Annotated in this window: 22 protein-coding genes and 1 pseudogene; 5 read left to right on the top strand and 18 right to left on the bottom strand. The window is 66.6% G+C overall.

Annotated features, from left to right (window positions below; all coding sequences use genetic code 11):
* Positions 1-20: 20 nt before the first annotated feature.
* From ABLE53_RS11370 to ABLE53_RS11380, 3 genes are all read right to left on the bottom strand, one after another.
* Entirely contained in the window at positions 21-797 is a 777-nt protein-coding gene (locus tag ABLE53_RS11370; RefSeq protein ID WP_348859038.1) for an ATP-binding cassette domain-containing protein, read from the bottom strand.
* Positions 794-1,765, bottom strand: coding sequence for an ABC transporter permease (locus ABLE53_RS11375; RefSeq protein WP_348859040.1), 972 nt, complete (start codon positions 1,763-1,765; stop codon positions 794-796). Before ABLE53_RS11375 ends, ABLE53_RS11370 begins: the two co-directional genes overlap by 4 nt.
* A gap of 142 nt (positions 1,766-1,907) precedes the next feature.
* Complete coding sequence (locus ABLE53_RS11380) at positions 1,908-2,951, bottom strand: sugar ABC transporter substrate-binding protein (RefSeq protein WP_348859041.1); 1,044 nt, start codon at positions 2,949-2,951, stop codon at positions 1,908-1,910.
* Positions 2,952-3,159: 208 nt separating this feature from the next.
* On the opposite strand from ABLE53_RS11380, the gene ABLE53_RS11385 reads away from it, so the two are divergent.
* Positions 3,160-4,329 carry an ROK family transcriptional regulator gene (locus ABLE53_RS11385; protein WP_348859042.1) on the top strand — a complete coding sequence of 390 codons (1,170 nt, stop codon included), beginning with the start codon at positions 3,160-3,162 and terminating at the stop codon, positions 4,327-4,329.
* A 120-nt stretch (positions 4,330-4,449) separates the two neighbouring features.
* Here the strand turns inward: ABLE53_RS11385 and ABLE53_RS11390 are convergent, their stop codons facing one another.
* The gene (locus tag ABLE53_RS11390; protein ID WP_348859043.1) at positions 4,450-5,061 is read right to left on the bottom strand and encodes a class II aldolase/adducin family protein; all 612 of its coding nucleotides are present in this window, start codon (positions 5,059-5,061) and stop codon (positions 4,450-4,452) included.
* 141 nt (positions 5,062-5,202) lie between these two features.
* On the opposite strand from ABLE53_RS11390, the pseudogene ABLE53_RS24830 reads away from it, so the two are divergent.
* Together ABLE53_RS24830 and ABLE53_RS11395 are read left to right on the top strand one after the other, a co-directional pair.
* Positions 5,203-5,385, top strand: a pseudogene (locus tag ABLE53_RS24830) (LysR family transcriptional regulator); the annotation flags it as partial.
* Positions 5,386-5,388: 3 nt separating this feature from the next.
* Positions 5,389-6,111 carry a LysR family substrate-binding domain-containing protein gene (locus tag ABLE53_RS11395; RefSeq protein WP_348859044.1) on the top strand — a complete coding sequence of 241 codons (723 nt, stop codon included), beginning with the start codon at positions 5,389-5,391 and terminating at the stop codon, positions 6,109-6,111.
* 4 nt (positions 6,112-6,115) lie between these two features.
* Here ABLE53_RS11395 and ABLE53_RS11400 read toward each other — a convergent pair whose 3' ends face one another.
* From ABLE53_RS11400 to ABLE53_RS11430, 7 genes are read right to left on the bottom strand one after another with little or no spacing between them, the layout of a single operon-like run.
* On the bottom strand, positions 6,116-7,063 hold the full coding sequence (locus ABLE53_RS11400) for a carbohydrate kinase family protein (RefSeq protein WP_348859046.1): 948 nt from the start codon (positions 7,061-7,063) through the stop codon (positions 6,116-6,118).
* A complete protein-coding gene (locus ABLE53_RS11405; protein WP_348859047.1) occupies positions 7,060-8,028 on the bottom strand; it encodes a cyclase family protein in 969 nt (322 codons plus the stop codon). The genes ABLE53_RS11400 and ABLE53_RS11405 overlap by 4 nt, the downstream gene beginning before the upstream one ends.
* On the bottom strand, positions 8,025-8,939 hold the full coding sequence (locus tag ABLE53_RS11410) for an ABC transporter permease (RefSeq protein WP_348859048.1): 915 nt from the start codon (positions 8,937-8,939) through the stop codon (positions 8,025-8,027). The genes ABLE53_RS11405 and ABLE53_RS11410 overlap by 4 nt, the downstream gene beginning before the upstream one ends.
* Positions 8,936-9,778 (bottom strand): ABC transporter permease, encoded by an 843-nt coding sequence (locus ABLE53_RS11415; RefSeq protein ID WP_348859049.1) that lies wholly within the window; start codon positions 9,776-9,778, stop codon positions 8,936-8,938. The genes ABLE53_RS11410 and ABLE53_RS11415 overlap by 4 nt, the downstream gene beginning before the upstream one ends.
* Positions 9,775-10,941 carry an ABC transporter ATP-binding protein gene (locus ABLE53_RS11420; protein ID WP_348859050.1) on the bottom strand — a complete coding sequence of 389 codons (1,167 nt, stop codon included), beginning with the start codon at positions 10,939-10,941 and terminating at the stop codon, positions 9,775-9,777. Before ABLE53_RS11420 ends, ABLE53_RS11415 begins: the two co-directional genes overlap by 4 nt.
* Positions 10,942-10,957: 16 nt before the next feature.
* Positions 10,958-12,082 (bottom strand): extracellular solute-binding protein, encoded by a 1,125-nt coding sequence (locus ABLE53_RS11425; protein WP_348859051.1) that lies wholly within the window; start codon positions 12,080-12,082, stop codon positions 10,958-10,960.
* Positions 12,079-13,347: an FAD-dependent oxidoreductase gene (locus ABLE53_RS11430; RefSeq protein WP_348859783.1), complete on the bottom strand. Its 1,269-nt coding sequence runs from the start codon at positions 13,345-13,347 to the stop codon at positions 12,079-12,081. Before ABLE53_RS11430 ends, ABLE53_RS11425 begins: the two co-directional genes overlap by 4 nt.
* A gap of 84 nt (positions 13,348-13,431) precedes the next feature.
* Between ABLE53_RS11430 and ABLE53_RS11435 the strand changes: the two genes are divergently transcribed.
* Entirely contained in the window at positions 13,432-14,256 is an 825-nt protein-coding gene (locus tag ABLE53_RS11435; protein WP_348859052.1) for a pentapeptide repeat-containing protein, read from the top strand.
* 188 nt (positions 14,257-14,444) lie between these two features.
* On the opposite strand, the gene rraA is transcribed toward ABLE53_RS11435, so the two are convergent.
* Positions 14,445-14,960 (bottom strand): ribonuclease E activity regulator RraA, encoded by a 516-nt coding sequence (gene rraA, locus ABLE53_RS11440; protein ID WP_348859053.1) that lies wholly within the window; start codon positions 14,958-14,960, stop codon positions 14,445-14,447.
* Positions 14,961-15,005: 45 nt separating this feature from the next.
* The gene (locus ABLE53_RS11445; protein ID WP_348859054.1) at positions 15,006-15,653 is read right to left on the bottom strand and encodes a UbiX family flavin prenyltransferase; all 648 of its coding nucleotides are present in this window, start codon (positions 15,651-15,653) and stop codon (positions 15,006-15,008) included.
* Positions 15,654-15,683: 30 nt separating this feature from the next.
* On the opposite strand from ABLE53_RS11445, the gene ABLE53_RS11450 reads away from it, so the two are divergent.
* Entirely contained in the window at positions 15,684-16,427 is a 744-nt protein-coding gene (locus tag ABLE53_RS11450) for a GntR family transcriptional regulator (protein WP_348859055.1), read from the top strand.
* Here ABLE53_RS11450 and ABLE53_RS11455 read toward each other — a convergent pair.
* The 5 genes from ABLE53_RS11455 to ABLE53_RS11475 are packed head-to-tail and all read right to left on the bottom strand — an operon-like array spanning position 16,366 to position 21,968.
* Positions 16,366-17,400, bottom strand: coding sequence for an amidohydrolase family protein (locus ABLE53_RS11455; protein WP_348859056.1), 1,035 nt, complete (start codon positions 17,398-17,400; stop codon positions 16,366-16,368). The genes ABLE53_RS11450 and ABLE53_RS11455 overlap by 62 nt on opposite strands.
* Positions 17,397-18,227, bottom strand: a complete 831-nt coding sequence (locus ABLE53_RS11460; RefSeq protein ID WP_348859058.1) for an alpha/beta fold hydrolase — start codon at positions 18,225-18,227, stop codon at positions 17,397-17,399. The genes ABLE53_RS11455 and ABLE53_RS11460 overlap by 4 nt, the downstream gene beginning before the upstream one ends.
* A complete protein-coding gene (locus ABLE53_RS11465; protein ID WP_348859059.1) occupies positions 18,224-19,108 on the bottom strand; it encodes an FAD binding domain-containing protein in 885 nt (294 codons plus the stop codon). The genes ABLE53_RS11460 and ABLE53_RS11465 overlap by 4 nt, the downstream gene beginning before the upstream one ends.
* Positions 19,105-21,456: a xanthine dehydrogenase family protein molybdopterin-binding subunit gene (locus tag ABLE53_RS11470; RefSeq protein ID WP_348859060.1), complete on the bottom strand. Its 2,352-nt coding sequence runs from the start codon at positions 21,454-21,456 to the stop codon at positions 19,105-19,107. Before ABLE53_RS11470 ends, ABLE53_RS11465 begins: the two co-directional genes overlap by 4 nt.
* Positions 21,456-21,968: a (2Fe-2S)-binding protein gene (locus tag ABLE53_RS11475; RefSeq protein ID WP_348859062.1), complete on the bottom strand. Its 513-nt coding sequence runs from the start codon at positions 21,966-21,968 to the stop codon at positions 21,456-21,458. The genes ABLE53_RS11470 and ABLE53_RS11475 overlap by 1 nt, the downstream gene beginning before the upstream one ends.
* Positions 21,969-22,072 lie beyond the last annotated feature (104 nt).

The following is a 22,072-nucleotide window of genomic DNA, read 5'->3' on the forward strand; positions in this document are numbered from 1 at the left end:
GTGGTGGGACGGGTTCTGGGTCAGGCTGCTTGGGCGCCGGTGATGAGGGCGACGACCTCCTCGCCGGTGGTTTGGGCGGTTCGGCGTCCGGCGACGCACCGGCCCGCTCGCATCACCCAGACGTGGTCGCTGAGCCGCATGACCTGGGCGAAGTTGTGGCTGATCAGTAGTACGGCGTGCCCGTCGGCCTTGAGCCTGGCGATGAGTTCCTCGACGCGGGCGGTCTCCTGGACTCCCAGTGCCGCGGTGGGCTCGTCCATGATGACCAGCTTGGAGCTGAAGCCTGCGGCGCGGCAGATGGCCACGGCCTGCCGTTGTCCGCCGGAGAGGCGACGTACTCGGGATCCGACGGCGGGCACGTTGACGGCGAGGGTGGAGACCATCTCCCGTGCCTGCTGGCGCATGGCGCGGCGGTTGAGCAGCGAGATCGGGCCGAGTCGGCGGACCAGCTCTCGGTTGAGGAAGAGGTTCTGCCAGACGGTGAGGTCTTCGACCAGGGCGAGGTTCTGGTGGACGGTCTCGATGCCGGCCTCGCGTGCTTCCTCGGGGTTGCGGAAGGAGACGGTGTGGCCGTCGAAGATGATCTGGCCGGAGGCGGGTCGGTGGATGCCGCTGATGCAGCGGACGACGGTCGACTTGCCGGCGCCGTTGTCTCCCACGATTGCGGTGATCTCGCCGGGCGTCAGGTGCAGGCTGACGTTCTGGAGCGCGCGGACGCTGCCGAAGGCGAGGCTCAGATCGTCGACCTCGAGGAGCGGCTTCGCCTCGTCGCGGGTCTCGGTGGTGGGCTGGGTCATCGTTGGAACCTCGTGAGAAGGGCGGCCAGCACGACGACGGCGCCGACCGCGACGGGCTGGTAGAACTCCGAGACGCCGAGCAGGGTCAGGCCGTTGGCGAGGGCGGTGAGGAGCAGGGCGCCGAGCACCGGTCCGACGATGGTCGCCCGACCCCCCACCAGGCTCACGCCGCCGAGGACGACGGCCGCCACGGAGTTGAGCAGGAACGTGGTGTTGGCCGCCGGCTCGGAGGCTCCGACGCGGGCGACAAGAAGGATTGCTGCCACTCCGGCGAGGACGCCGCTGAGGGTGTAGACGGCGATCTTGATGCGGGCGACGCTGATGCCGACCGCGGTCGCCGCTTCCGCGGATCCTCCGGCGGCCAGGACGTGGGTGCCGAACCGGGTGTGGAACAGGACGATGTGTACTGCGATGGCCAGGACGGCGGCGATGATGATCGGCCAGCCGAAGACGCCGATTCCTTGGGTGGAGAGGCGCAGCAGGAACCGGTCGATGATGGTCACCGGCTTGCCGTCGGAGAGGACCAGCGCTGCACCGGAGGCGGCCGAGAGGGTGCCGAGGGTGGCGATGAAGTCGGTGATCTTGGCCTTGCCGACGAGCAGGCCGTTGACGAGTCCGACGGCGGCGCCGCCGACGACGGCGAGCAGCGAGCACAGCCAGACGGCCAGTCCGTGGCTGAAGGCGGCGCCGAAGCTGACGGCACCGAAGGTCATCGCGGAGGCGATCGAGAGGTCGATGCCGCCGGTCGCGATCACGAAGGTCTGGCCGAGCGAGAGCACCACCAAGATCGCGGCGGCGACCAGCATCGCCTCGATGTTGCCGGCGGTCAGGAAGGTGGAGTCGGCCGCCTGGAAGACGATCAGGAGTACGACCAGCCCGACGAGCGCGGCCCAGTCGGCCCAGGTGGCCGGGTCGCGGAGTCGATGCAGGAGCGCATGCGCCCCTGTCGCAGTGGGCTCGGTGTTCATGGCGTCTGTCGCGTCCGGGCCTGGGTGTGCCGGGGGTGGGTCGGGCGACACGGCAGGGGGCGCGGTGTGTGCCACGTCTGTTCTCCTTCGGTGAGTGGGCGTGTCGTGGGTCGGGGGGCGTTGCCCGGGTGGCCGGTGGGATTCACTTGAGCAGGCTGACGAACGGGTCGTCGTAGCTGCCGACCGGCTTGGGGGTCTTCTGCAGCGCTTGTGCTGCGTTGTCCTTGGTGATCAGCTCGACGGGCGCTTTCACGTCGGCGGGGAGGTCCTTGCCGGATGCGGCTGCCTGGCAGGCCTCGACGCCCATGGCGCCGATCACGTAGGGGTACTGCGCGACCACGGCGGTGACGTCTCCGTCCTGGACGGCCTGCAGGGCGTCCTTGATGCCATCGACCGAGATCATGAAGACCTTGCCGGTCTTGTGGGCGTTCGCGATCGCGCGTGCGACCCCGAGCCCCATGTCGTCGTTGGCGGCGAAGAAGCCCTTGAGGTCGGGGTTGGCGCGCAGGATGTCGGTGGCCTTGGTGAGCGCCTGCTGACGGTCCCAGTCGGCGGCAACGGTCTGCACGACGGTGCCTTGGGAGCCCAGGCCCTTCTTGAATCCGTCGATGCGGTCCCCGCTGGTGACGTCGCCGGAGATGCCGCCGATGATCGCTACCTTTCCGCCGCCACCGCCGAGGAGCTGGGCCATGTGCTTGCCGGCGAGCTCGCCGGCCTGGGTGTTGTCGGTGCCGATATAGGTCTTCGGCGTGGCGTCGGCGGCCTCGGCGGCCGAGCTGTCGACTGGGCTGTCGATGTTCACGATCGGGACATCGTCGGCCGCGATCCGCGCCATGCCCTGAACGAGGTTCGTGCCGGAGATGGGGTTGACCACGAAGCAGTCGTAGTCCTGCCCGGAGAGCCCGGTGAGCTTGTCCGCCTGGCCGGTGGTGTCGGTGATCGACTGTGCCGCCTGGACGGTCGTGCTGACCCCGATGCTCTTGGACTCGTCCTGGATGCCCTGCTCCATGGACTGGAAGAAGGGGTTGTCGAGGCCCTTGATCACCGCGGCGATCTTCGTGCTGCTCGATCCCGAGCCGCTGGCGTTGGAGTCACTCGAGGAGCACGCGGTGAGCGCGAGCCCAGCAGCCGCAAGGAGCGCGACCGCGCCCCACCTGTGCCGAGACGAGAGCAGTGATGTACGCACGAGGTCCTCCTCATCGAGGCCCGGGCAGGCAAAGCCGGGCAGTGACGGTCATCACCAAGTCAATCCCCAGTTATAACGTCCGTCAAGCAAAAAGAAGGGCCTTTTTGTTTTACGCGAGTCAGATTAGACTCTCTGCATGCCCTCGCCGCCCTCGATGCCCGCTACGCCGTCGCCACCCGGGGGCATCGCCGGCCCGACGCTCGCCGCGGTGCTCGAGCTGTTCCGTGGCGCCGAGGCGCTGACCCGTGCGGAGGTGATGGCACGGAGCGGGTTGTCCAGGTCGACGGTCAACCAACGGATCGACGCGTTGTTGCAGGTCGGCCTCATCGCCCCGGCTGGCGAGCAGTTGCAGCCGCGGGGACGGCCGGCCGAGCGGTTCGCCTTCAACCGGGGCCGTGGGGTGCTGCTCGTGGCCGACATGGGCGCCACCGGCATGCGCACCGGCGTCTGTGACCTGGCCGGCAAGGTTCTCGGCGAGCGGGACTGCCGCATCGACCTCCGACTAGGACCGGAAGCGCTGCTGGCCACCATCGACAGTGAGTTCGACGCGCTCCTGACCGCCGTCGGGGTCGAGATCTCCGCCGTGATGGGGGTCGGCCTGGATGTGCCGGGCCCGGTGGACTTCGCCCGCGGACAGGTCGTCAGCCCGCCGATCATGAGCGGCTGGGACCGCTTCGACATCCGGGGCTGGTTCGGCCGACGCTTCACCTGCCCGATCCTGGTCGAGAACGACGTCAACGCGATGGCCTTCGGCGAACAGCGGATCGTCTACCCGGATGTCACCGAGCTCCTCATGCTCAAGATCGGCACCGGCGTCGGCGCCGGCCTTGTCACCCAGGCGGGAATCTTCCGCGGTGCCGACGGCGCCGCCGGGGACATCGGGCACCTCCATGCCACCAACCCCTCGGGGGATGCATCCCCGGAGCCGGCCTGCCGCTGCGGGAGATCCGGCTGCGTCGAGGCCTACGCGGGTGGCTGGGCCCTGGTCCGCGACCTGAAGACCGCGGGACTCGACGTCGAGGGAGTCGATGACGTCGTCCAGTTGATCCGACGCGGAGACCTGTCCGCCGTTAACCTGATGCGCCAAGCCGCCAGGATCATCGGCGAGGCGATCGCACAGGCCGTCAGCCTCGTCAACCCGAGCGTGATCATCCTGGCCGGCCAGCTCTCCGGCGCCGAGGAGCAGCTGCTCGCTGGGGTCCGGGAGGTCGTCTACCAGCGGTCGTTGTCTCTTGCGACTCAGAATCTGCGGATCGCGAGGAGCAAGCTCGACCAGCGGGCCGGCTTGATCGGGTTGGCGCTGTTACTGGCCGACACGCTGTTCGCCGCGCCGGGTGTGGATCAGTTTGTCGACCTCTCGTTGACCGCGGGCCGGTAACAGGCGGCTGGTCGACCCAGGAAGGAAAGGGGGCTGTCGACCTGCCGCCTGAGAAGGGCCAGACCGGTATGGGAGAGGACGGCACGGCTTGAACCGGGAGGGCCTGGGCGCGCGTGTCGACTAGTAGCGGTAGCCGGCGGTCGCGGCGGCACGAGCGACTTCGCTCAGCTCCTCTTCGGACAGTGTGGCTGGAAGCCCGACGGCTCTTGCGCGCAAGTAGAGCTCTGAGAGCCACTCGAGGGTGACGGCGTTGGTGAGCGCATCGGTTAAGTCGCCGCCAATGGCTACGGCGCCGTGGTTCCGCATGAGAGTTGCTCGCCGTCCCCTCATCGCGTGTGTGACTTGTTGTGCGAGCGCGGCCGACCCGAAGACCGCATAGGGGGCGACCCGGATCGGGCCGCCAAGCCTGCGGATGGCGTAGTGGACGCTTGGCAGCTCATCCGAAACGAGTCCGACTGCGGTTGCCGATGGCGAGTGGGTGTGCACGATCGCTCTTGCGTCGGTGACGCGGTAGATGTCGAGGTGGAGGGGCACCTCGGAGGAAGGCGCCCGTTTGGCTGAGACGACCGTTCCGTCGAGCGCAACGACTGCGACTTCGGAGGGTCGCAGCCGGTCATAGTCAATTCCCGAGGGTGTGATGAGCACTCGGTCGTTTGGCAGCCTCACGCTCACATTGCCGGAGGTCCCGGTGACGAGCGCGGCGCGAGCGAGCGCTTGGGCAGTCTCGACCACGCTGCGTCGTTGGCTGCGAACTAGGGCGTTGCGGCGGGGGGACACGGTAGCTCCTCGATGAAGAAGACGGTGAGGATCAATAGCGAAGTGAGAGAGAAGTGGCGATCATTGAGCTGATTCCGATATGAGAGGGCGCGGGCCGTGGCGAGGATCGATCTACGTCAGCTTCGAGCGTTCGTTGCGGTGGCGGATGAGCTGCACTTCGGGCGAGCAGCCGAGCGGCTTCACATGGCGCAGCCTCCGGTCAGTCAACTGATCCGAGCGTTCGAGGGGGCGTTGGGGGCCTCGGTTCTGCAGCGGACAACCCGGTCGGTCAGTCTCACGCCCGTGGGCGAGCAGCTCTTGGAGAAGGCACGTCATGCGCTTCGCCTGGTCGATGAGCTGGTCGAGGACGCTGAGCGGGCCAAGCGAGGTGAGATCGGCAACGTCCGACTGGGTTTCACGGATCTGATGGCTGTGGACATCGTGCCGCTGCTTGCGCAGGTATTCCACCAGGACTATCCGGATGTCGAACTGGACTTGATGGGGTCCTACACGACGTTCGAGGAGGTTGAGCTCTTGCTTGGTGGCCAACTCGATGCGGCCCTGATTCATGGGCGGGTCAACCAGCCGCGCTTGGCGATGCGGATCCTTCGTCAGGACCGCATGTACGCGGTGTTCGGCGAGAAGCATCCGCTGGCTGCTAAACACGAGATCGAGATTGGGGACTTGGCTGATCAACCGTTCATCCTCTACCCGGAGAACACAGGTTCCGCGATCCGTCCGGCGGTCATCGCGATGTGCGCCGCGGCCGGGTTCGCGCCGCGGGTTGTGCGCGAGGTGCCGGAGTCGATGACGATCGTGGCGCTGGCCGCGTCGGGTGTTGGTGTGGCGCTGCTTCCGGAGCCGCTGACCAGGTTTCAGCCAACGGGAACTGCGTTTCGTCCGTTGCGCGGACAACGGCACCACTTGGCAGCGACTCTTGCTTGGCGTCGCGGCGACATGTCGCCGACCGTCCAGAAGTTGTTGGAGTCGGTGGAGCGGCTCGGTCCAGATCTCGCGCTCGGGTGAGCAGCTAGACATGGCTCGCGACGAACTCATCGAGTTGGCTACGTCCTTGGATAGCTGGGTCGGACCCGAGTCGCTCGGCGACGAGTGCGGCGCACGCCATGCCGAGTTGAACGGCTTCTTCGATCGACCGTTCCTCAAGGAGACCAGTGAGGACGCCTGCGGAGACTGCGTCACCGCAGCCCGTGGTGTCGATGACGTCGACTGGGATGCTGGGGAAGTCACGACGGCCGTCGGTGCTGTAGAGGGATGCTCCGCATGCGCCGGTGGTCACCACTACCGCTCCGGCCCCAGCCTCGAGCACGGTGGCAGCGGCCCTGTCCAGGTTGTCCTCGCCGGTCAGGTTCTGTAGCTGCTCTTCGTTGGGGAGGAAGCAATGCACATCCGCCATGCTCGGAGCGAGCCGCTCCCAGATTCGGGGGCTGCACGGCGAGAGCACATCCATGGTGGTCAGGAGCCCGTACTGACGCGCCACCTTGAGTACTTCGCCGACTCCGTCATCGAGGAAGCCTCCTAGGGCGTCTGGCCCGCCGACGTGGAGGGCATCTGCCTGGGCAACTCGGTCCAGGTCGACGTCGTCGAGCGTCATCAACGGGTTCGCGCCGGGAAAGTGCATTGCGGGCCGGTCGCCGTTCGGCCGGATCGGCAAGATGGTGGCGGCGGTGTGGGCCCCGGGGCGGATGCGCAGCGCCGAGCAGTTGACGCCTCGCTGTTCGAGCGTGGTCCGTAGGAATCTGCCGAGGAGGTCGTCGCCGACGACCCCGATCGCTTCGACGTCGACTCCGAGTTCGGCCAGGTCGACGCTGGTGCCGGCAGCTGTGCCGGCAGCGGTCATCGCGATGTCGTCGAGCACGATGCGGCCTTGCCCGGCGGGAAGCTCGGTGACGGGCCACCCGAGGACATCGACGATGTGGACTCCGAGACTGATGACTTTGGGCCGTCTGAGATTGCTCACTTGACCGCCAGGGCGTTGGCAGGCGAGCTGGCACCGCGGGCGCTGTTCAGGGGTGCGCTGGCCAGGAACATCGTGTAGCGGCCTTCTTCTCGGCAGTCGGCGGCGAGCGCATCGAGGTCCCAGAGCTCACCAAGCGGCATGCCCAGGCGGCCGATCAGAGCCTGATGGAGAAACCCGAAGGCGTCGGCGCTATCCGACCGGTCGGGCGGCCAGACTTCGACCGCCGGACTGTCACTAACCACTGCCGCGACTTGGGAGTCCCACAGGTAGGCTGCGATCTGCTCGCTGTGCTCGAGCCCAGCTGCGGTAAGCTGACTGCTTTTCGACATGGCGGTCCTTTCGTTGGCTGGCAGCGTGCGGTACCAGCGCAGGAATCCGGTGTAGAGCACTGCGACGTCGCCGGGCCTCCACTCGACTCCCGCCCGCCTTCGGGCCTCGTCGAGGTCGCCGACGCTGATCGGCCGCGCGTCTCCGGGACTGTAGGTCTGTGCGCGGGCGCTCATCAGCCCGTCTACGTCGAGCAGCACTCCTCGCCCCACGATGCCGCGTGTGGCCAGTGCCTGGATGCTGTTGCGACCATTGGTGACGAACTCTTCGGCGGTGACACCGTTGTAGAGCGCGTCTTGAGTGGCGCCGACGTGAGCGAGGGAGTCCCACTGACTGGATGCTTGCGGGTTGATCGTGAGTAGGTCGTCGAAGCCCAGATCCTGTTTGTCCGGCAGCAGCGTATGCCGCGTCGGCTGACGCGAGAACAACGGCGGATCGATCTCGTCGACGCCAGCGTTGAGTGGGAAGACTGCTCCCCGCCGGATCTCTCGTGCGGCGCTGACGACACTTCCTGGCGTCTGAAGGTTGATGGTGCCAACTTGGTCGCTGGCTCCGAAGATCCCCCATGTGCATCGGTCGCCGGCAGGTGTGGTGGGCAGATTCTGGTAGGTGGGCAGGTTGTGTGCGGACGTGCTCACGCGCGTCTGCCCCCACGTTCGAGCACGGCGATGCCGACTGTGAGGCACGCGAAAGTAATGACGGCAAGCAGCCCCGCCATTGCCGCGACGGTTGGAGCGAACGGGTTGAAGTAGAGAACGTTGAAGATGTCGATCGGCGCGGTGATCTGCCCGGGTCCTTGAAGGAGCAGTGCGACGGTGGAGTCACCGAAGGCGACAACGAACGAGAACGCCCAGGCTACGGCCAGGCCGCTGGAGGAGGCGGGGACAACGATGGTGCGCAGGACACGTAGCTTGGAAGCGCCAAGGCTCTCAGCGGCCAGGCAGGTGCTCGGGTCGACGTGTCCTAGACCGATCTCGGCCATGAGTACCGCGAACGGCAGGCACATGACCAGTTGGCCGAAGATGATGCTGAGTGGCGAGCTGACGATGCCGATGCGCGCGAAGAACTGCAGCAGCGCGACCGCGAGGACGATGACCGGCAGCATCATCGGCATGATGGCGGTCAATCGGATGGTTCGCGCGCTGAGCGTGCCGACGCGTAGCCAGGTCACGAGCCGGGTTAGTGCTCTGCGGTGTCCGAGGATCGAGGTGCTGCCCAGGGCGAGGGCGAGCAGGTAGGCAATGAGGGCGGCGAGGGTGGCGACGACGGCGGCGGTCCACACGCTGAACTTGAGTGAGTCGACGAAGTCCTGCTGGGCGAAGGCGTCTCTGTACCACTTCAAGCTGACGCCGTGGGGAGGGAAGGTCAGGTAGGCGCGTTCGGTCAGTGACGCAGCGAGAACGACGACGATCGGTGCGAGCAGGAACGCCGAGATGAGCGTCATGTACGCGATCTTCGCGATCGTCCGAGGGAGGGGGAGAAGCGCGGGCTGCTTGGCGGTGCGGCGCCGTGGCTGCATCCGGTCGGCGAGGGTGGTCAGGGCGCTCATGCGCGACCCGCCAGCATGCTGCGTCGTCCCAGGAGCGCAACCGGCACGAGGACCACGACGAGGAGGAGTATCGATAGCGCGCTGCCGAGGGGGAGGTTAAGGACGTTGACGAACTGGTTGTAGATGGCGATGGGGAGGACCTGGACGGCGCCTCCGCTGACCAGCCGTGGTGTGGTGTAGGAGCTCATGCTGAGCGCGTAGGCGGCGACGGCGCCACCGATGATGCCGGCTCTCGAGAGTGGCACGGTCATGGAGAGGAAGGTCCGGATGGATCCGGATCCGAGGCTGTGCGCGGCTTTGTAGATGTCGGGTGAGATCCCGGCCAGGGAGCCGGTGATGGGGAGGATTGCGAAGGGCAGGATCCATTCCTCGAGGGCGATGATGTCGCCGAGGGGGCTGTAGAGGAAGTTGATCGGTTTGGAGATGATGCCGATGTGTTGGAGGGCGGTGTTGACCATGCCTGAGCGCCCTAGCACGATCAGCCAGCCGTAGGAGGTCACGATCGAGGTCGTCAACAGCGGCAGGAACAGGATCAGGGTCAGCACGAATCGGCCGGGTCCTTTCGCCTTGGCGTAGGTGTGGGCGAACGGGAAGCCGATGAGGATGGCAATGAGGGTGACTACGAGGCTGATCCAGATGCTTCGCAGCATGCTGGAGCGGTAGAACCCGGAGATTCCTTCGGAGTAGTTGTGGACGGTCCACGCCGAGGAGGTTCCGGCGATGGTGTTGACGTGGAGGCTCTGCAACAGGATGTTGACCATCGGGGCCACGAACAGCACCGCGAGTGCGGCGAGGGCGGGAAGACCGAGCGCTATGCGGGCGACGGGGTGGAGCCTCATACGCCGACCTCCGAGTCAAGCCCGTTCTCCGTTGCTGCGTCCAGGCTTGCGGTGGCGCCGGTGCTGGGCATGGGCGGCGCTTCGACGGGGAAGAGCCGTAGGCCGCGGTCGGGGAGGATGACGTCGACTTGGGTGCCGGCGGCTGCGGGTTGGGTTCCGGGCAGTTTGGCGACGATGTGGGTCTCGCCGAGTCTGACTTCGGCTTCCACGGATTCGCCCAGGTAGGTGGAGCGGGTGATCGTCCCGGGCAGGATGCAACCGCCTGTGCCGGTGCCCTTGGGTGCGAGACGAAGATGTTCTGGACGCACGAGGATGTCGACGGGGTCCCCGGCTCGCGGTGGGGCCTGGGTTTCGGGGATGGTCACGCCGGTGGCGACGCCGCCGGGGAGGGCGATGTCGGCGAGGTCTCCGGCGGTGCGTGTCACGGTGCCGGGAACGAGGTTGGCTGCGCCGAGGAACTCGGCGGTGAATCTGGTCTTGGGTGCTTCGTAGAGCTCTTCGGGGGTTCCGAACTGCTCGAGGCGACCGTGGCTGATGACGGCGAGCTTGTGCCCGAAGGAGAGCGCTTCTTGCTGGTCGTGGGTGACGAGCACTGTTGGTACTTGCACTTCTTCTTGGAGCCGGGCGAGTTCGGCGCGGATGGACTTGCGCAGGCTGGTGTCGAGGCTGGAGAAGGGCTCGTCGAGCAGGAGCGCTTCTGGCCGGAAGGCGATGGCTCTGGCGAAGGCCACACGCTGCTGCTGTCCTCCGGAGAGATGGCGCGGTAGCCGGCTGGCGAAGTCGGCTAGCCCAACCATCTCGAGTGCCTCGTGGACCATCTTGCGCCGGGTGTCTTTGTCGACCCTCCGCGCTTTGAGGCCGTATTCGACGTTGGCGGCGACGCTCATGTGTGGAAACAGAGCAAGCGCCTGGAATACGACGCCGATGTTGCGTCGGTTGGGTCGGACATGGGTTTGGTCGACGCCTGCGATACGGATGGTGCCTGAGGTGGGCTGGAGGAAGCCTGCGACGAGCTGGAGGAGGGTGGTCTTGCCGGATCCGGAGGGACCGAGCAGGCAGACCCTTTCTCCGTGTTCGACGCTGAGGGAGATGTCGTGCAGGATCCTGGTCCCGGCGACATAGTCCATGGCGACGGTGTCGATTTCGACCGCGGGCGGTGCCAAGGTGTGACCTCCTCGCCTAGTGCAGGTTACTGGTGACGTCTTGGGCCCACTGCTGGGTCCAGGCGTCCCGTTCCTTGTTGATGGTTGCCCAGTCCAGGCTCACCAGGCGCTTGCCGAGACCGACGGTCTTGGCTGCTTTCGCGGAGAGCTTCACACCGGAGACGACGGGGGTGAGGCTGCAGAGCTCGCCGAGCTGCTTTTGGATCTCGGGGCTGAGCATGAGCTGGATGAACTTCTGGGCGAGTTCGGGGTGGGGGGAGTTCTTTACTGCGGCGATCGTCTGGCCGATCGCGACGGCGCCTTCGTTCGGGTAGACAAACTTGACCGGGAACTTGCTGGTGGACTCGAAGGTGGCCTCTTCGGAGTTGGTCCACAGCGACAGCCAGGCACCACCGGACTGGTAGTAGCTGCTGACGTCGTCGTTGTTGGTGCTCGCGAAGGAGTTGGCTGCTACCTCTTTCGCCGCGTCGAACCCGGGGTCGATGTCGCTCTCGCTGCCGCCGTTGGTTCGGGCGAGCATGGCGAGCATGGTGACACCGAGGGTGTTGCTGACGTCGGTGAGGACTACGTGCCCCTTGACGGCGGGGTCGGTGAGATCGTTCCAGGACGTCGGTGCGGGCAGGTTGTGGGCCTTGTACTCCTTGGTGTTGTAGGCGAGTCCAGCCGCGAGGCTGCTGATGGTGACACCGAGGTTGTTCTTGTCCTTGGCGTAGGACTTGACCTTGGTCAGGTTGGTGACGATCGAGGCGTCGTTGGTGGCGATCAGGCCGCGCTGCTGGGCAAGGATGTTGGGGCCTGTGTCGATGCAGGCGGCGTCCATCTGGGGATCGTTGCGCTCGGCCTGGAGTTTGGCCACGGTGTCAAGCGAGTTGCCCTGGATGTAGGAGATCTTGGCTCCGGTCATCTTCTTGAAGGCAGGTTCGACATACTTCTTGAACAGTGTGTTCCAGTTGGTTCCTGAGGCTGCTGGGTAGCAGCCGAGGACGAGGGTGTTGTCCGATGCGGAGCTGCTTGAGCCGCCGCCGCACGCCGTGGTCAGGGCCGCCGTCACGGCGATGGACAACACAGCGGGAACGAGCCGCCTGGTCTGGGCGGTGTCGAGGATCGACCGATTACGCATGGGGTTCACCGGATTCTTCACTCGTGGTGGTCGGGGCTGGTCACGAAGGCGCTCCGCAGGGGGCCGGCGTCTCCGCTGATGGCCCATGAGGCGGCTAGTGCTCCGACAAGGGGCGAGAACTTGAAGCCGTGTCCGGAGAATCCGGAGAGGACGAGCGTCGTTTCGCCGACGGTGTCGATGACCGGTCGGAGGTCATCGGTGTAGCCGTCCATATAGACAGCGCTGCGGGTCGGGTTGGGGTCGATGCCGGGGAGGTATTCGCCTAGTACCTCTGACATGCGGCGTACGTAGTCCAGGGGGACGGTTCGGTCGAGTGCGTCAGGGTCGACGTCGCCGCGGTAGTAGGGGACAGTGGCGCCGGCGCGGACGATCTCTCCGTCCGGGCTGGGGCCGCCGGCGATGCCGACTTCGTAGTCCTCGAGTCCGGCGGATTGGCGCATGAATGGCAGGAATGTCTCGAATGTGTAGTCGGCGGGCTTGTTGGTGTGGAACCAGGAGTGGAAGAGCCGGTCGACTCGGATGGGGCGGGAGAGAGTGAGGCCGGGTGGCGGGCCGAAGGCGCCGGTGGTGACGATGACGCGGTCGAACGTCTGGGTGCCGTCTGCTGTGGTGATGTCGACGGTGGTGCCGTGGGGTTCGATGGCGACGACGTCGGTGTAGGTGTGGAGGGTTGCGCCGCGGTCTCGGGCGAGGGAGAGGGCGGATCGGACGGCATGTTCGGGGTAGGTGATCCCGCCGAGTTCGTCGATGACGCCGGATTCGTTGTCGGCGAGCGGTTTGTGGCCGGGGAACCGGGCAGTGAAGTCGGTGCCTTCGAGGATCTGGTGGCGGAGCCCGTGTTCGGCGACACCTTTCATCAGTTCGGTCAGCCAGGGCGAGGTGAGGTCGCCGATGGTGAGGAACCCGCATTCGCGCAGTATCTGTTGCCCTGCTTCTTCTTGGAGTTCGAGCCAGAGTTTGCGTGCGCGGATGAGGGCGGGGATGTACTCGACGCCCTCGTGGTAGGCGACGCGGAAGAAGCGTCCTTGACCGGCGTGTGAGCTGCGGTCGTGTGGGCTGCTGAATCGTTCGTAGCCGGTGATCGGGATGCCGTGTTTGGCGAGCTGCCACGCGGTCATGCTGCCCATGGTTCCGAGTCCGACGATGGCGACCCTGGGGGTCGCGGCTGTTGATACCACGTTTGTTGCCCCTATTCGGAGGACCTTTGACGGGGGAGGTCGTTTGCGGGGTGAGGCTCGCCGCTGAGCCGTCTGGCGTTTCGGGTCGAGGCCCGAAGTAGGAATCATTGAAGCGATCGCCGGCACGGATTGCCTATAACAATTTCAGACGAAGACGGGTCCGATTGATTCTGCCTTGTAATGAGTGGGTGCGTGTTGGTTGCCGTGCTGACGGGACATGCGAGCGCCCCCGGCCTGCGGCTGCGAGGGTTTCCCGATAGTTTCAACCTGTTGGAGTTGAGCGGGCAGCGGTGGGAGGACCTCGAACTGAGCGATGCGTCCCTGCCGAGTTTGCGGTTCTTCGATTCTGAGATCGTCAACTGCCGGGTCGACTCAACCCGGTGTCAGGACTGGCGGTTGTGGAACACCACCATGGCCCAGTCATCGTTCGTGGATGCGGATCTGCGTGAGTCGGCACTTGCGACGTGGTGGGAGCAGAAGGCGAATACGTGGCGCGGTGTCCGCTTCGATCGCGCGGACATGCGGGGGCTGCCGTTGGAGGGTGCGCTATTCGAGGGCTGCTCGTTCCGTGGCACTCGGCTGGAGGGCACCGAGTTCAAGCAGACGGAGTTGCGTGACTGTGTCTTTGCGGGCCGCCTGAAGGATCTCCGCTTCGATGGGCGCTCCTTCCCGGATGCCCCGACACCGAACCCGTTGGTGAACGTCGACTTCTCGGCGGCCTCTTTCGAGTTCGTGGAGTTCGACGGCTGCCGGTTCGAGGGTGTTTCGCTGCCGCGCGGGGTCTTTGCGATCGAAAGGTTCCCAGCGGTCGCGGGGCAAGTGAACGCGGCGCTGGCGGCCAACGACAGCCTTGAAGCCAAGTCGGTCGGAGCGATGATCGAGAACGCTATCCGCACGCCCGGTCCGCCCGACTCGGTCGGAGTGTTCAACCGCGCGGACTACGTCGCCTTCGGCGGTGAGGCGCTGGCGGACTTCGCCGAAGCCCTCTTCCATGATGCATCTGGACAGTCGGGCTGACGGCATCTTTGCATCGCCTTCGTAGGAGTTCCACCTGAAGGGCGAGCTAACGGTCAGGAGGTTGCCTTCGGTGAGGACTTAGCCGAGTGAGGCTGCTGCGATCAAAGCGACCGAAGCGGTGCAGCGTGGCGCAGCCGAGGCCGAAGTCGTCGAGGTCTGAGACGGCTCGGCGGCAAGATCGAACTCGCTCATTCGCCGATGCCGGCGGATCGCATGAGGACGATCCCATCGTCGTCGGACCAGAGCATGTCGCCTGGGTGAAAGCGCAGGTTGCCGAACTCGACGTCGATGTCGCGCCGTCCGGTGCCTTGTTTGCCGCTTCGTCGCGGGTTGCAGCCGACTGCCTTGAGGCCGATGGGGATCTCGCAGAGCCGTGCCCGGTCTCGCACGGCGCCGTTGATGATGAGGCCGGCCCAGCCGTTGTTGGCCGCGGTTGAGGCCATGTGGTCGCCGACGAGCGCACAGGTGAGAAGGCCGCCTCCGTCGACGACGAGAACGCGCCCCTCACCTGGTTCTGCGATGATGTGCTTGAGCAGGAGATTGTCCTCTGGGGCGTCGACGGTGACGATCGGGCCGCTGAAGGCAGCGACGCCGCCGAGCTGGAGGAACTGGGTGGTGCACGCCCGGAGCGTCTCGCCGTGCCGATCACACAGGTCGGCGGTGCTGACGGTCTCTGGGTATCCGAGGTCTGGCAGGGTGCTCATTGGTCTCCTGGTCCGAGTCGGTCTTCGTGGCTCGTCATGGCGGGACTATTCGGGGTCTGCCGCTGAGGTGACACCAAGTTGCCCGGTCCACCGCCGCGATAGTTCGTGTGGGACGCCGAGAACGTCGAGGACCTTCGCTGCGACGAAGTCGACGAGTTCGTCGACGTCCTTGGCACCTGCGTAGAAGCCAGGGGAGGCTGGCAGGATGATGGCGCCTTCCGCGCTGAGATCGGCCATCTGCCGGAGAGTTGCGGTCCGCAGCGGGGTCTCACGAGGAACCAACACGAGCGGACGACGTTCTTTGAGGGTGACGTCGGCGGCGCGCTGGATGAGGTCCTTGCTGATTCCGGTGGCCACGCCGGCGACGACAGCTGTCGTGGCCGGGACGATGATCATGCCGCGAGTCTGGTAACTGCCGCTGGCGGGGCCGGCGGTGAAGTCGCCGGCTTTCCACGCCACCATGTCGGCGACCTCTCGCCCGATGAACCGCTCCATGTCGGATCGCCAGGTCGCTTCTCGGAACGTCCATCCGGTCTCGTCGAGCATGGTGAGTCGTGCCGCTTGGCTGACAACCAGGTCGACGGGTTGGCCGGCGTCGAGGAGGCCGCGCAGGACGGCGGCGGCGTATGGGGTACCGCTGGCGCCGGTGATGCCGAGGACCCAGGGGACGCGAGCTGTGGTTACCTGTGCCATGTCCAACTCCTGGTGAGGTAGGTAGTCGAGATGAGCGAGGCCACGTCGTGGGGCGCTAGCGAGAGTGCGCAGGACCCGGAGAGCGACGGGCCGGGGAATCGTGAGATCTTGCGGGTGCTCGCCCGGTCGGGAGCGCTGGACAGTGTGGCTAAGCGGATTGTGGTCTCGGTGGGAACGGCCATCGTGGAGGGGCGCCTGAGCGCCGGCGATGATCTGAACTCGGTCGAGCTCGCGCGGCGGTTCAACAGCAGTCGGACGCCGGTGCGTGAGGCGCTGGTGGCGCTGGAGCGTGAGGGCTTGGTTGAGATCCCTGCGAGGCGGAGGCCCCGGGTCCGCAAGATGGCGCTGGATGAGGTCAGGGAGTTGTACGAGCTCAGGCAGGAGCTGTACGGCCTGGTGAGCCGGCGGATTGTCGAGCACTGCACCGACTCGCAGTTGGACGAGTTGGAGCTTGTCCATGCTCGCCTTGAGGCTGCGGCAGCGGCCGGTGACAGCGATGCGTACTTTTGGCACAACGTGGAGTTCCGTAACACTGAGGCGCGCGTGGCAGGGAACGAGGCTGTCCGCCAGGTGCTGGACTCCATCGGGATCCGGATGCTGCGGGTGCGGCACCTGAGCCTGTCGTTGCCGGGTCGGGTGGAGCGTTCGGTGGAAGACCATCGACGGCTGATGCAGGCGTACCGGGACCGGGATGCCGAGTTGGCGATGGCGCTCACGCGATCGATCCTTCATCGTGGCCTTGCGACGGTGGAGTCGTCTGGCTGGCGGGAGTGAGCCCGAGCCATTCTTCAGCCGCTCTGCCTAGTTGGGTGGTGTCGATCGCGGCGGCCCCAGCGGCCGCGAGTGGGTCGTCCAGGCGCATCGGGAACGGGTAGTCGGATCCGAGGAGTAGATGGCCCGGTTGTGCGAATGCTTCGAGGTGTCGCAGTTCGTCGGGGTTGTGGAGGACCGTGTCGTAGAAGAGTCGATTGGCGGTTTGACGCGGCGGCTGTTGCGCTGGCCCGCGGGAGGCGTGGGGCGCTCTTTCGAGACCGCGGTCGATCCGTCCGAGCTGGTAGGGGAGGAAGCCGCCGCCGTGCACGAGCAGCACCCGGAGTCTCGGGTGCCTTTCGAGGACTCCGCCGAGGAGGAGGGCTGCGGCAGCGAAGGTGGTTTCGCTCGGGTTGCCGACGAGGATGTGGAGGAACAGGCGGCGGTGGCGCTGAGGTACCTCGAGCTCCATCGGGTGGATGATGAGCGGGACGTCGAGTTCCTCGATGGTGTTCCAGAACGGTTCGAGGATCGGGTCGTCGAGTCCGGTCTCGCCGATCCGGGCGCCGATCTGCACAGCTCGATGGCCGAGTCCGCGGATGGCACGCTGGGCTTCGTCTGCGGCGGCGTGGGCGTCTTGGAGCGGGACGGCCGCGGCGGCGATGAAGCGGTCGGGGTGGTCGGCCACGAGGTTCGCCAGCGCATCGTTTTGAGCGGCGGCGAACCAGGCGGCGTCCTCGATGGGCAGGTGGTAGCCGGCTAGGTCCATCCAGGGTGCGATGAGCTGCTTTTCGATGCCGGCTCGGTCCAGCCAGGCGAGTCTTGCGGCGACGTCGGTGAGCCCCGGCAGGAGCGGCAGGCCGGTCATGCGGCTACCGACGCGGACGCGCGGCGGGTCGTCGGTGGTGAGTGCGATCGCGTGGGCTGCACCGTCAGCTTGGAGGCGAGCTACCAGGTCTGCGCCGACGTGGTGGGCGTGGACGTCGATGGAGCTCATGCGGATTCCGAGACGGTCAGGGCCGGGGTGACCTGTTCGAGCGCGTTGAGGACGGCGCTCGGGTTCTCCAATGGGGTGAGGTGGCGTGTCCCGGGGACGACGGTGGGCGAACCAGCACCGAGGAGGGCTGCGAGCGTCTCGGCCATGGGTGGGGGAGTAGCGCGGTCGTGTTCGCCCACTAGAACCACGGTGGGGCAGGTGATTGTCGCCGAGGCGGTGCGCAGGTCGGTGGCGCCGAGCATCTCGCAGGTGGCGGTGTAACTGTCGAGGTCGTTGGCGGTGAAGAGGTCGGCGAGACTCTTCATGAGTTTCGGTTCGGCGGCACGGAACGCGTCGCCGAACCAACGCTCGAGCTGGAATGGGACGAGTGACGCGAGTCCCTTCTCGCGGGCGTTGCGCGCTCGCTCTGCCCACTCGCTGGGGGCATCGGGCCCGTACCAGGCGGTGGTGTCGACGAAGACTGCAGAGTCGACCCGCTCGGGGTGGCGAGCCGCGAACGCCTGGGCCACGCAGCCGCCCATCGAGCAGCCGACGATCGTCGCTGATTCCCAGCCGAGGTGATCGAGAACGTCGGCGATGTCGTCGCCGAACTGCTCGACGGTGTACGGCGACCCGGAGCGCCCGGACGCCCCGTGACCGCGGCAGTCGACTGCGACTTGGTCGGCGCGACCTGTCAGGCGCTCAACTACGCGGTCCCAGATGCTGTGGTCAAGTGCGAGGCTGTGGACGAAGACGACCCTCGGCGAGCCGTCTGATGCGGCGGTTCGGCGGTAGCTGATCCGGGTTCCGTCGCGGGTGACGGCGGCGCCTTGTGCGGTCGGGGTCATGCTGTTCCTCCTGGGCGCGCAGGGATGTGACGGGCGCGGGAGATGGCGGACTGAAGCGCGCGACGGGTGAAGTGGGCGATCATCTGCTGCTTGTAGTCGGCCGACCCCTTCGCATCGGTCCTTGGGGTGAGCTGCCTTGAGCGCTCGGCCGCGACCTCGATCAGCTCGCGGTTGGGCTCGTGTCCGGTCAGATCGGAGAGATCCACCAGGTAGGGCGCCTCTCGCACGGAACCAACAGCGAGATCGACCCTCATCAGATCGCCAGCGCTGTCGAGTTCGACGACGGCCGCAACGTGCACGCACGGGTACTCCCACAGCCCGCGGACAAGGAACTTCTCGTAGGCGGATCCGACGAGTGCGCGCGAGCGCGGCAGCCTCAGGTCGATGATCAGCTCGCCTGGGGCGAGGCGGTTGGTGGTCGGCACCTTCCGCGTGCCGTCCTGGGTTCGCACGGTCATCACCGCGCCGGCGGCGGCGAGAGCGACTGGAGGATCGTGGGTCTCGTCTGCGGCGGCCAGGTTCCCGCCGATGGTGACGAGACGCCTGATCCGTGCGGTGCCGACGGCGCCGACGGCGTCGGCAAGGGCGGGCCAGTGTGTGCGCAGCAAAGGATCGGATTCGAGGTCGGCGAGGCGGCTTGCGGCGCCGATCACGAGCTCGTCGCCCTCCTCGCGGACTCCGGTCAGGCCCGGTAGGTGATCGAGCGGCACGAGCGTCCCGATCGGCGCCCCCTCGCGCCGGCGCAGCGCGAGCCAGACACCGCCACCCACGGGTCGGGCGTCGTTGTCGGAGGCCAGTACCGCGACGGCCTCATCTACCGAGTCGGTCCAGCGGATGCGGCCGGACTGGGCGGCTTCGGTGGGGTCGATGGTGAACGTCACGACGGGTCCTCCTTGTCGCTGCGTGGGTGCGCGGCGTTGCCCTGGGTGGTCGCTGGGTGCAGCGACCAGAAGATCTTCTCGGCTGTGATCGGCAACTCGGTGACTCTTACGCCGACGGCATCGGCGATGGCGCTGGAGATGATTGCCGGGATGGGGTCGAGCGCGATCTCGCCGACGCCTTTGGCGCCGAAGGGGCCGGTTGGCTCATAGGAGTCGGCGAACTGGACATGGAGCTTTGGCATCATGCCGGCCGTCGGGATCTTGTACGCGGAGAATGTCGGGTCTTCAGGGGCGCCGTCGGCCCAGTGGAACCGCTCGGTCAGGGCCATGCCGAGCCCTTGGGCGATGGCGCCTTCGACCTGGCCTTCGGCGAGCGGCGGGTTGAGCACGGTGCCGCAGTCGACGACTGCGGCAACCTCATGGACGGTGATCGCTCCGGTGTCCGGGTCGACTTCCACCTCAGCTGCCTCGGCGACGAAGTTGTAGGCACCAGACTCGTTGCCGTACCGCACCTCGTCGGGGAACTCTGAGGGATTGTCGAAGGATCCCAGGCCCACGATCGGCTCGCCGCCGGGCTGGTAGAGCGCGGCGCGGGCGATCGTACCGACGGGGGTCCGAAGCTGTTGGCCCTCGGGGTTGTGGCCGTGAACGTGACCGTCTGCGATCCAGAGCTCTGAGGCAGGCACGCCGGTCTGCTTCGCGGCGGCCTCCAGTAGTTGCTGGCAGGCGGCCTGGGCGGCGCGCTGTACAGCGTTGCCGGCGACGTAGGTGACCCGGCTTGCGAGGGCACCGAGCGCGTGCGAGGTGAGGTCGGTGTCGGGACGGGTGACGGTGACGTCCTCGACTGGGATGCCGAGCTCAGCGGCAGCGATCTGCGCGAGGGTGGTTCGTGCGCCGGTGCCGATCTCTCCTTCACCGATGATCACCGTGGCTCGGCCGTCGTCGGCGACGCGGACCATGGCCGCGCTGCCGTCGTAGTCGCCGAAGCTGCGACGTCCGGAAACGTGGACGCTGCACCCCATGGCGAGGCCGCGGTTGGGCCGCCGGTTGGCGCGCTTCTCACGCCATCCGATTGCCGTGGTGACCTTCTCGATGCACTGCTTCAGCTCGCAGCTGTTGACCTTGTGGTTGTGCGGGGAGATGCTTCCGGACTCGACGGCATTAAGCAGAAAGAGGTCGGGCAGGTCGATACCGAGCTTCTCGGCGGCGAGATCCCAGGCCTGTCCAACGGCCCAATCGGCCGATGGGTTGCCGAAGCCACGGAAGGCCCCAGTGGGTACGAGGTTGGTGTACACGAGGCGCGATCGGGCCCGTACGGCACGGTAATTGAACAGGACGTCGTGTCTAACGGTCGCTGCGCCGAGGACTGCCTGTGCCTTGCCGGTGTAGGCGCCGTTGTCGGCGAGGACGTCGATGTCCTTGGCGGTCACGCGGCCGTCGCGAGTGAACCCGAGCTTGACGCGATATCGCATTGGGATTCGGGGCCGGCTGGCTAGGAACTCCTCTTCGCGCGAGTTGACGAGTTGGACGGGGCGCCCCGTCTTCTTCGCGAGGATTGCGCAGATGACCGAGGTGTTGTCGTCACCTGACTTGCCCCCGAAGCCGCCGCCGACATCGGTCTGGATGACGCGGACGTTGCGCAGCGGCTCGCCGAGTGCGGTGGCGTAGCGCTGCCGGGCTAGGAACGGTGTCTGGGTGTTGACCCACATCGTGACGCGTCCGTGGGACCATTCGGCGGTGCAGCCGATGGTCTCGATGGCCGCGTGCCACTGTCGGGTGGTCTCCCAGGTGCCCTCGATGATGACGTCGCTGCGGTCGAACCATTCCTCGGTGCCGCCGCGGTCGAAGCCGAATTCGTGGGCGAGGTTGCCGGGCGCGTCGTCGTGGACGAGTGGCGCGCCGTCTGCGAGGGCCTCATCGAGGGAGAGGACCGGTGGGAGGGGCTCGTAGTCGACGTCGATGAGCGCGGCGGCCAGGCGGGCGGTCTCGAGGTCGGTGGCGGCGACGGCGGCGACCTCATCGCCTACGTAGCGGACCTTGTCGACGGCCAGTGGGTAGAGGTCTGGCCGGAATGCCCCCCACTTGCGACGCGCGGTATCCGCGCTGGTGATCACGGCGTGGACGCCCGGGAGCCGTCGGGCCCGAGCGGTGTCGATGGACCGGATTCGGGCGTGCGGATGGGGGGAGCGCAGTACCGCGCCGTAGAGCATTCGCGGCAGCCGTACGTCGGCGGCGTAGATCGCGCGCCCGGTGAGCTTCTCATCGGCGTCAATGCGTCGTACGGCTGTTCCGATCCCACTGGGTAGCTGCTGCGCTTGGATGGCGGGGGGCGCGATCTCGGTGGTCATCAGGCGTTCTCCTCCTGCTTCTCAAGTCGCCGCCTGCGCGTGATCCGTTCGAGCTCGGCGGCGCGTCGAGCAGAGTCGGCGATCTTGGCGTAGCCGGTGCATCGGCAGTAGTTCCCGTCGACGGTGGCGTCGAGCTGCTCCTCGGTGGGGTCTGGTTCCTGATCGAGGAGCGCGCGTAGCGCCATCACGTGACCGGGGGTGCAGAATCCGCACTGGAATCCGGCGCACTCGGCGAATGCGTTCTGTACCGGGTCGAGTCCCTCTGGGGACGACAGCCCTTCGATCGTGCGGACGTTGCTACCGGTGAGCAGGCCGACCATCTGTAGGCACGCTGGCACGGCTCGGCCGTCGACGATCACCGTGCAGGAGCCGCAGTAGCCGATCTCGCAGCCTGCCTTGGTGCCGGTCAGTGCGAGCTTGTGGCGTAGGACATCGAGGAGTGTGGCCGTGGGATCATCGACGTGGACCTCGGTGGATTCGTCGTTGAGGGTGAAGCGCACAAGGTCCGGCATGGCCTCGGGTCTCTCCTTGTCGGTGTGGGAGGTGGGACCGGTCGTTGGACCGGATGCTGCTGGGTAGTGGCTGCGTGGTGGTTGCGGGGCGTAGGGCGTGGCGC

It is taken from the genome of Nocardioides asiaticus (assembly GCF_040049175.1).
Taxonomy (GTDB): Bacteria; Actinomycetota; Actinomycetes; order Propionibacteriales; family Nocardioidaceae; genus Nocardioides; species Nocardioides cheoyonin.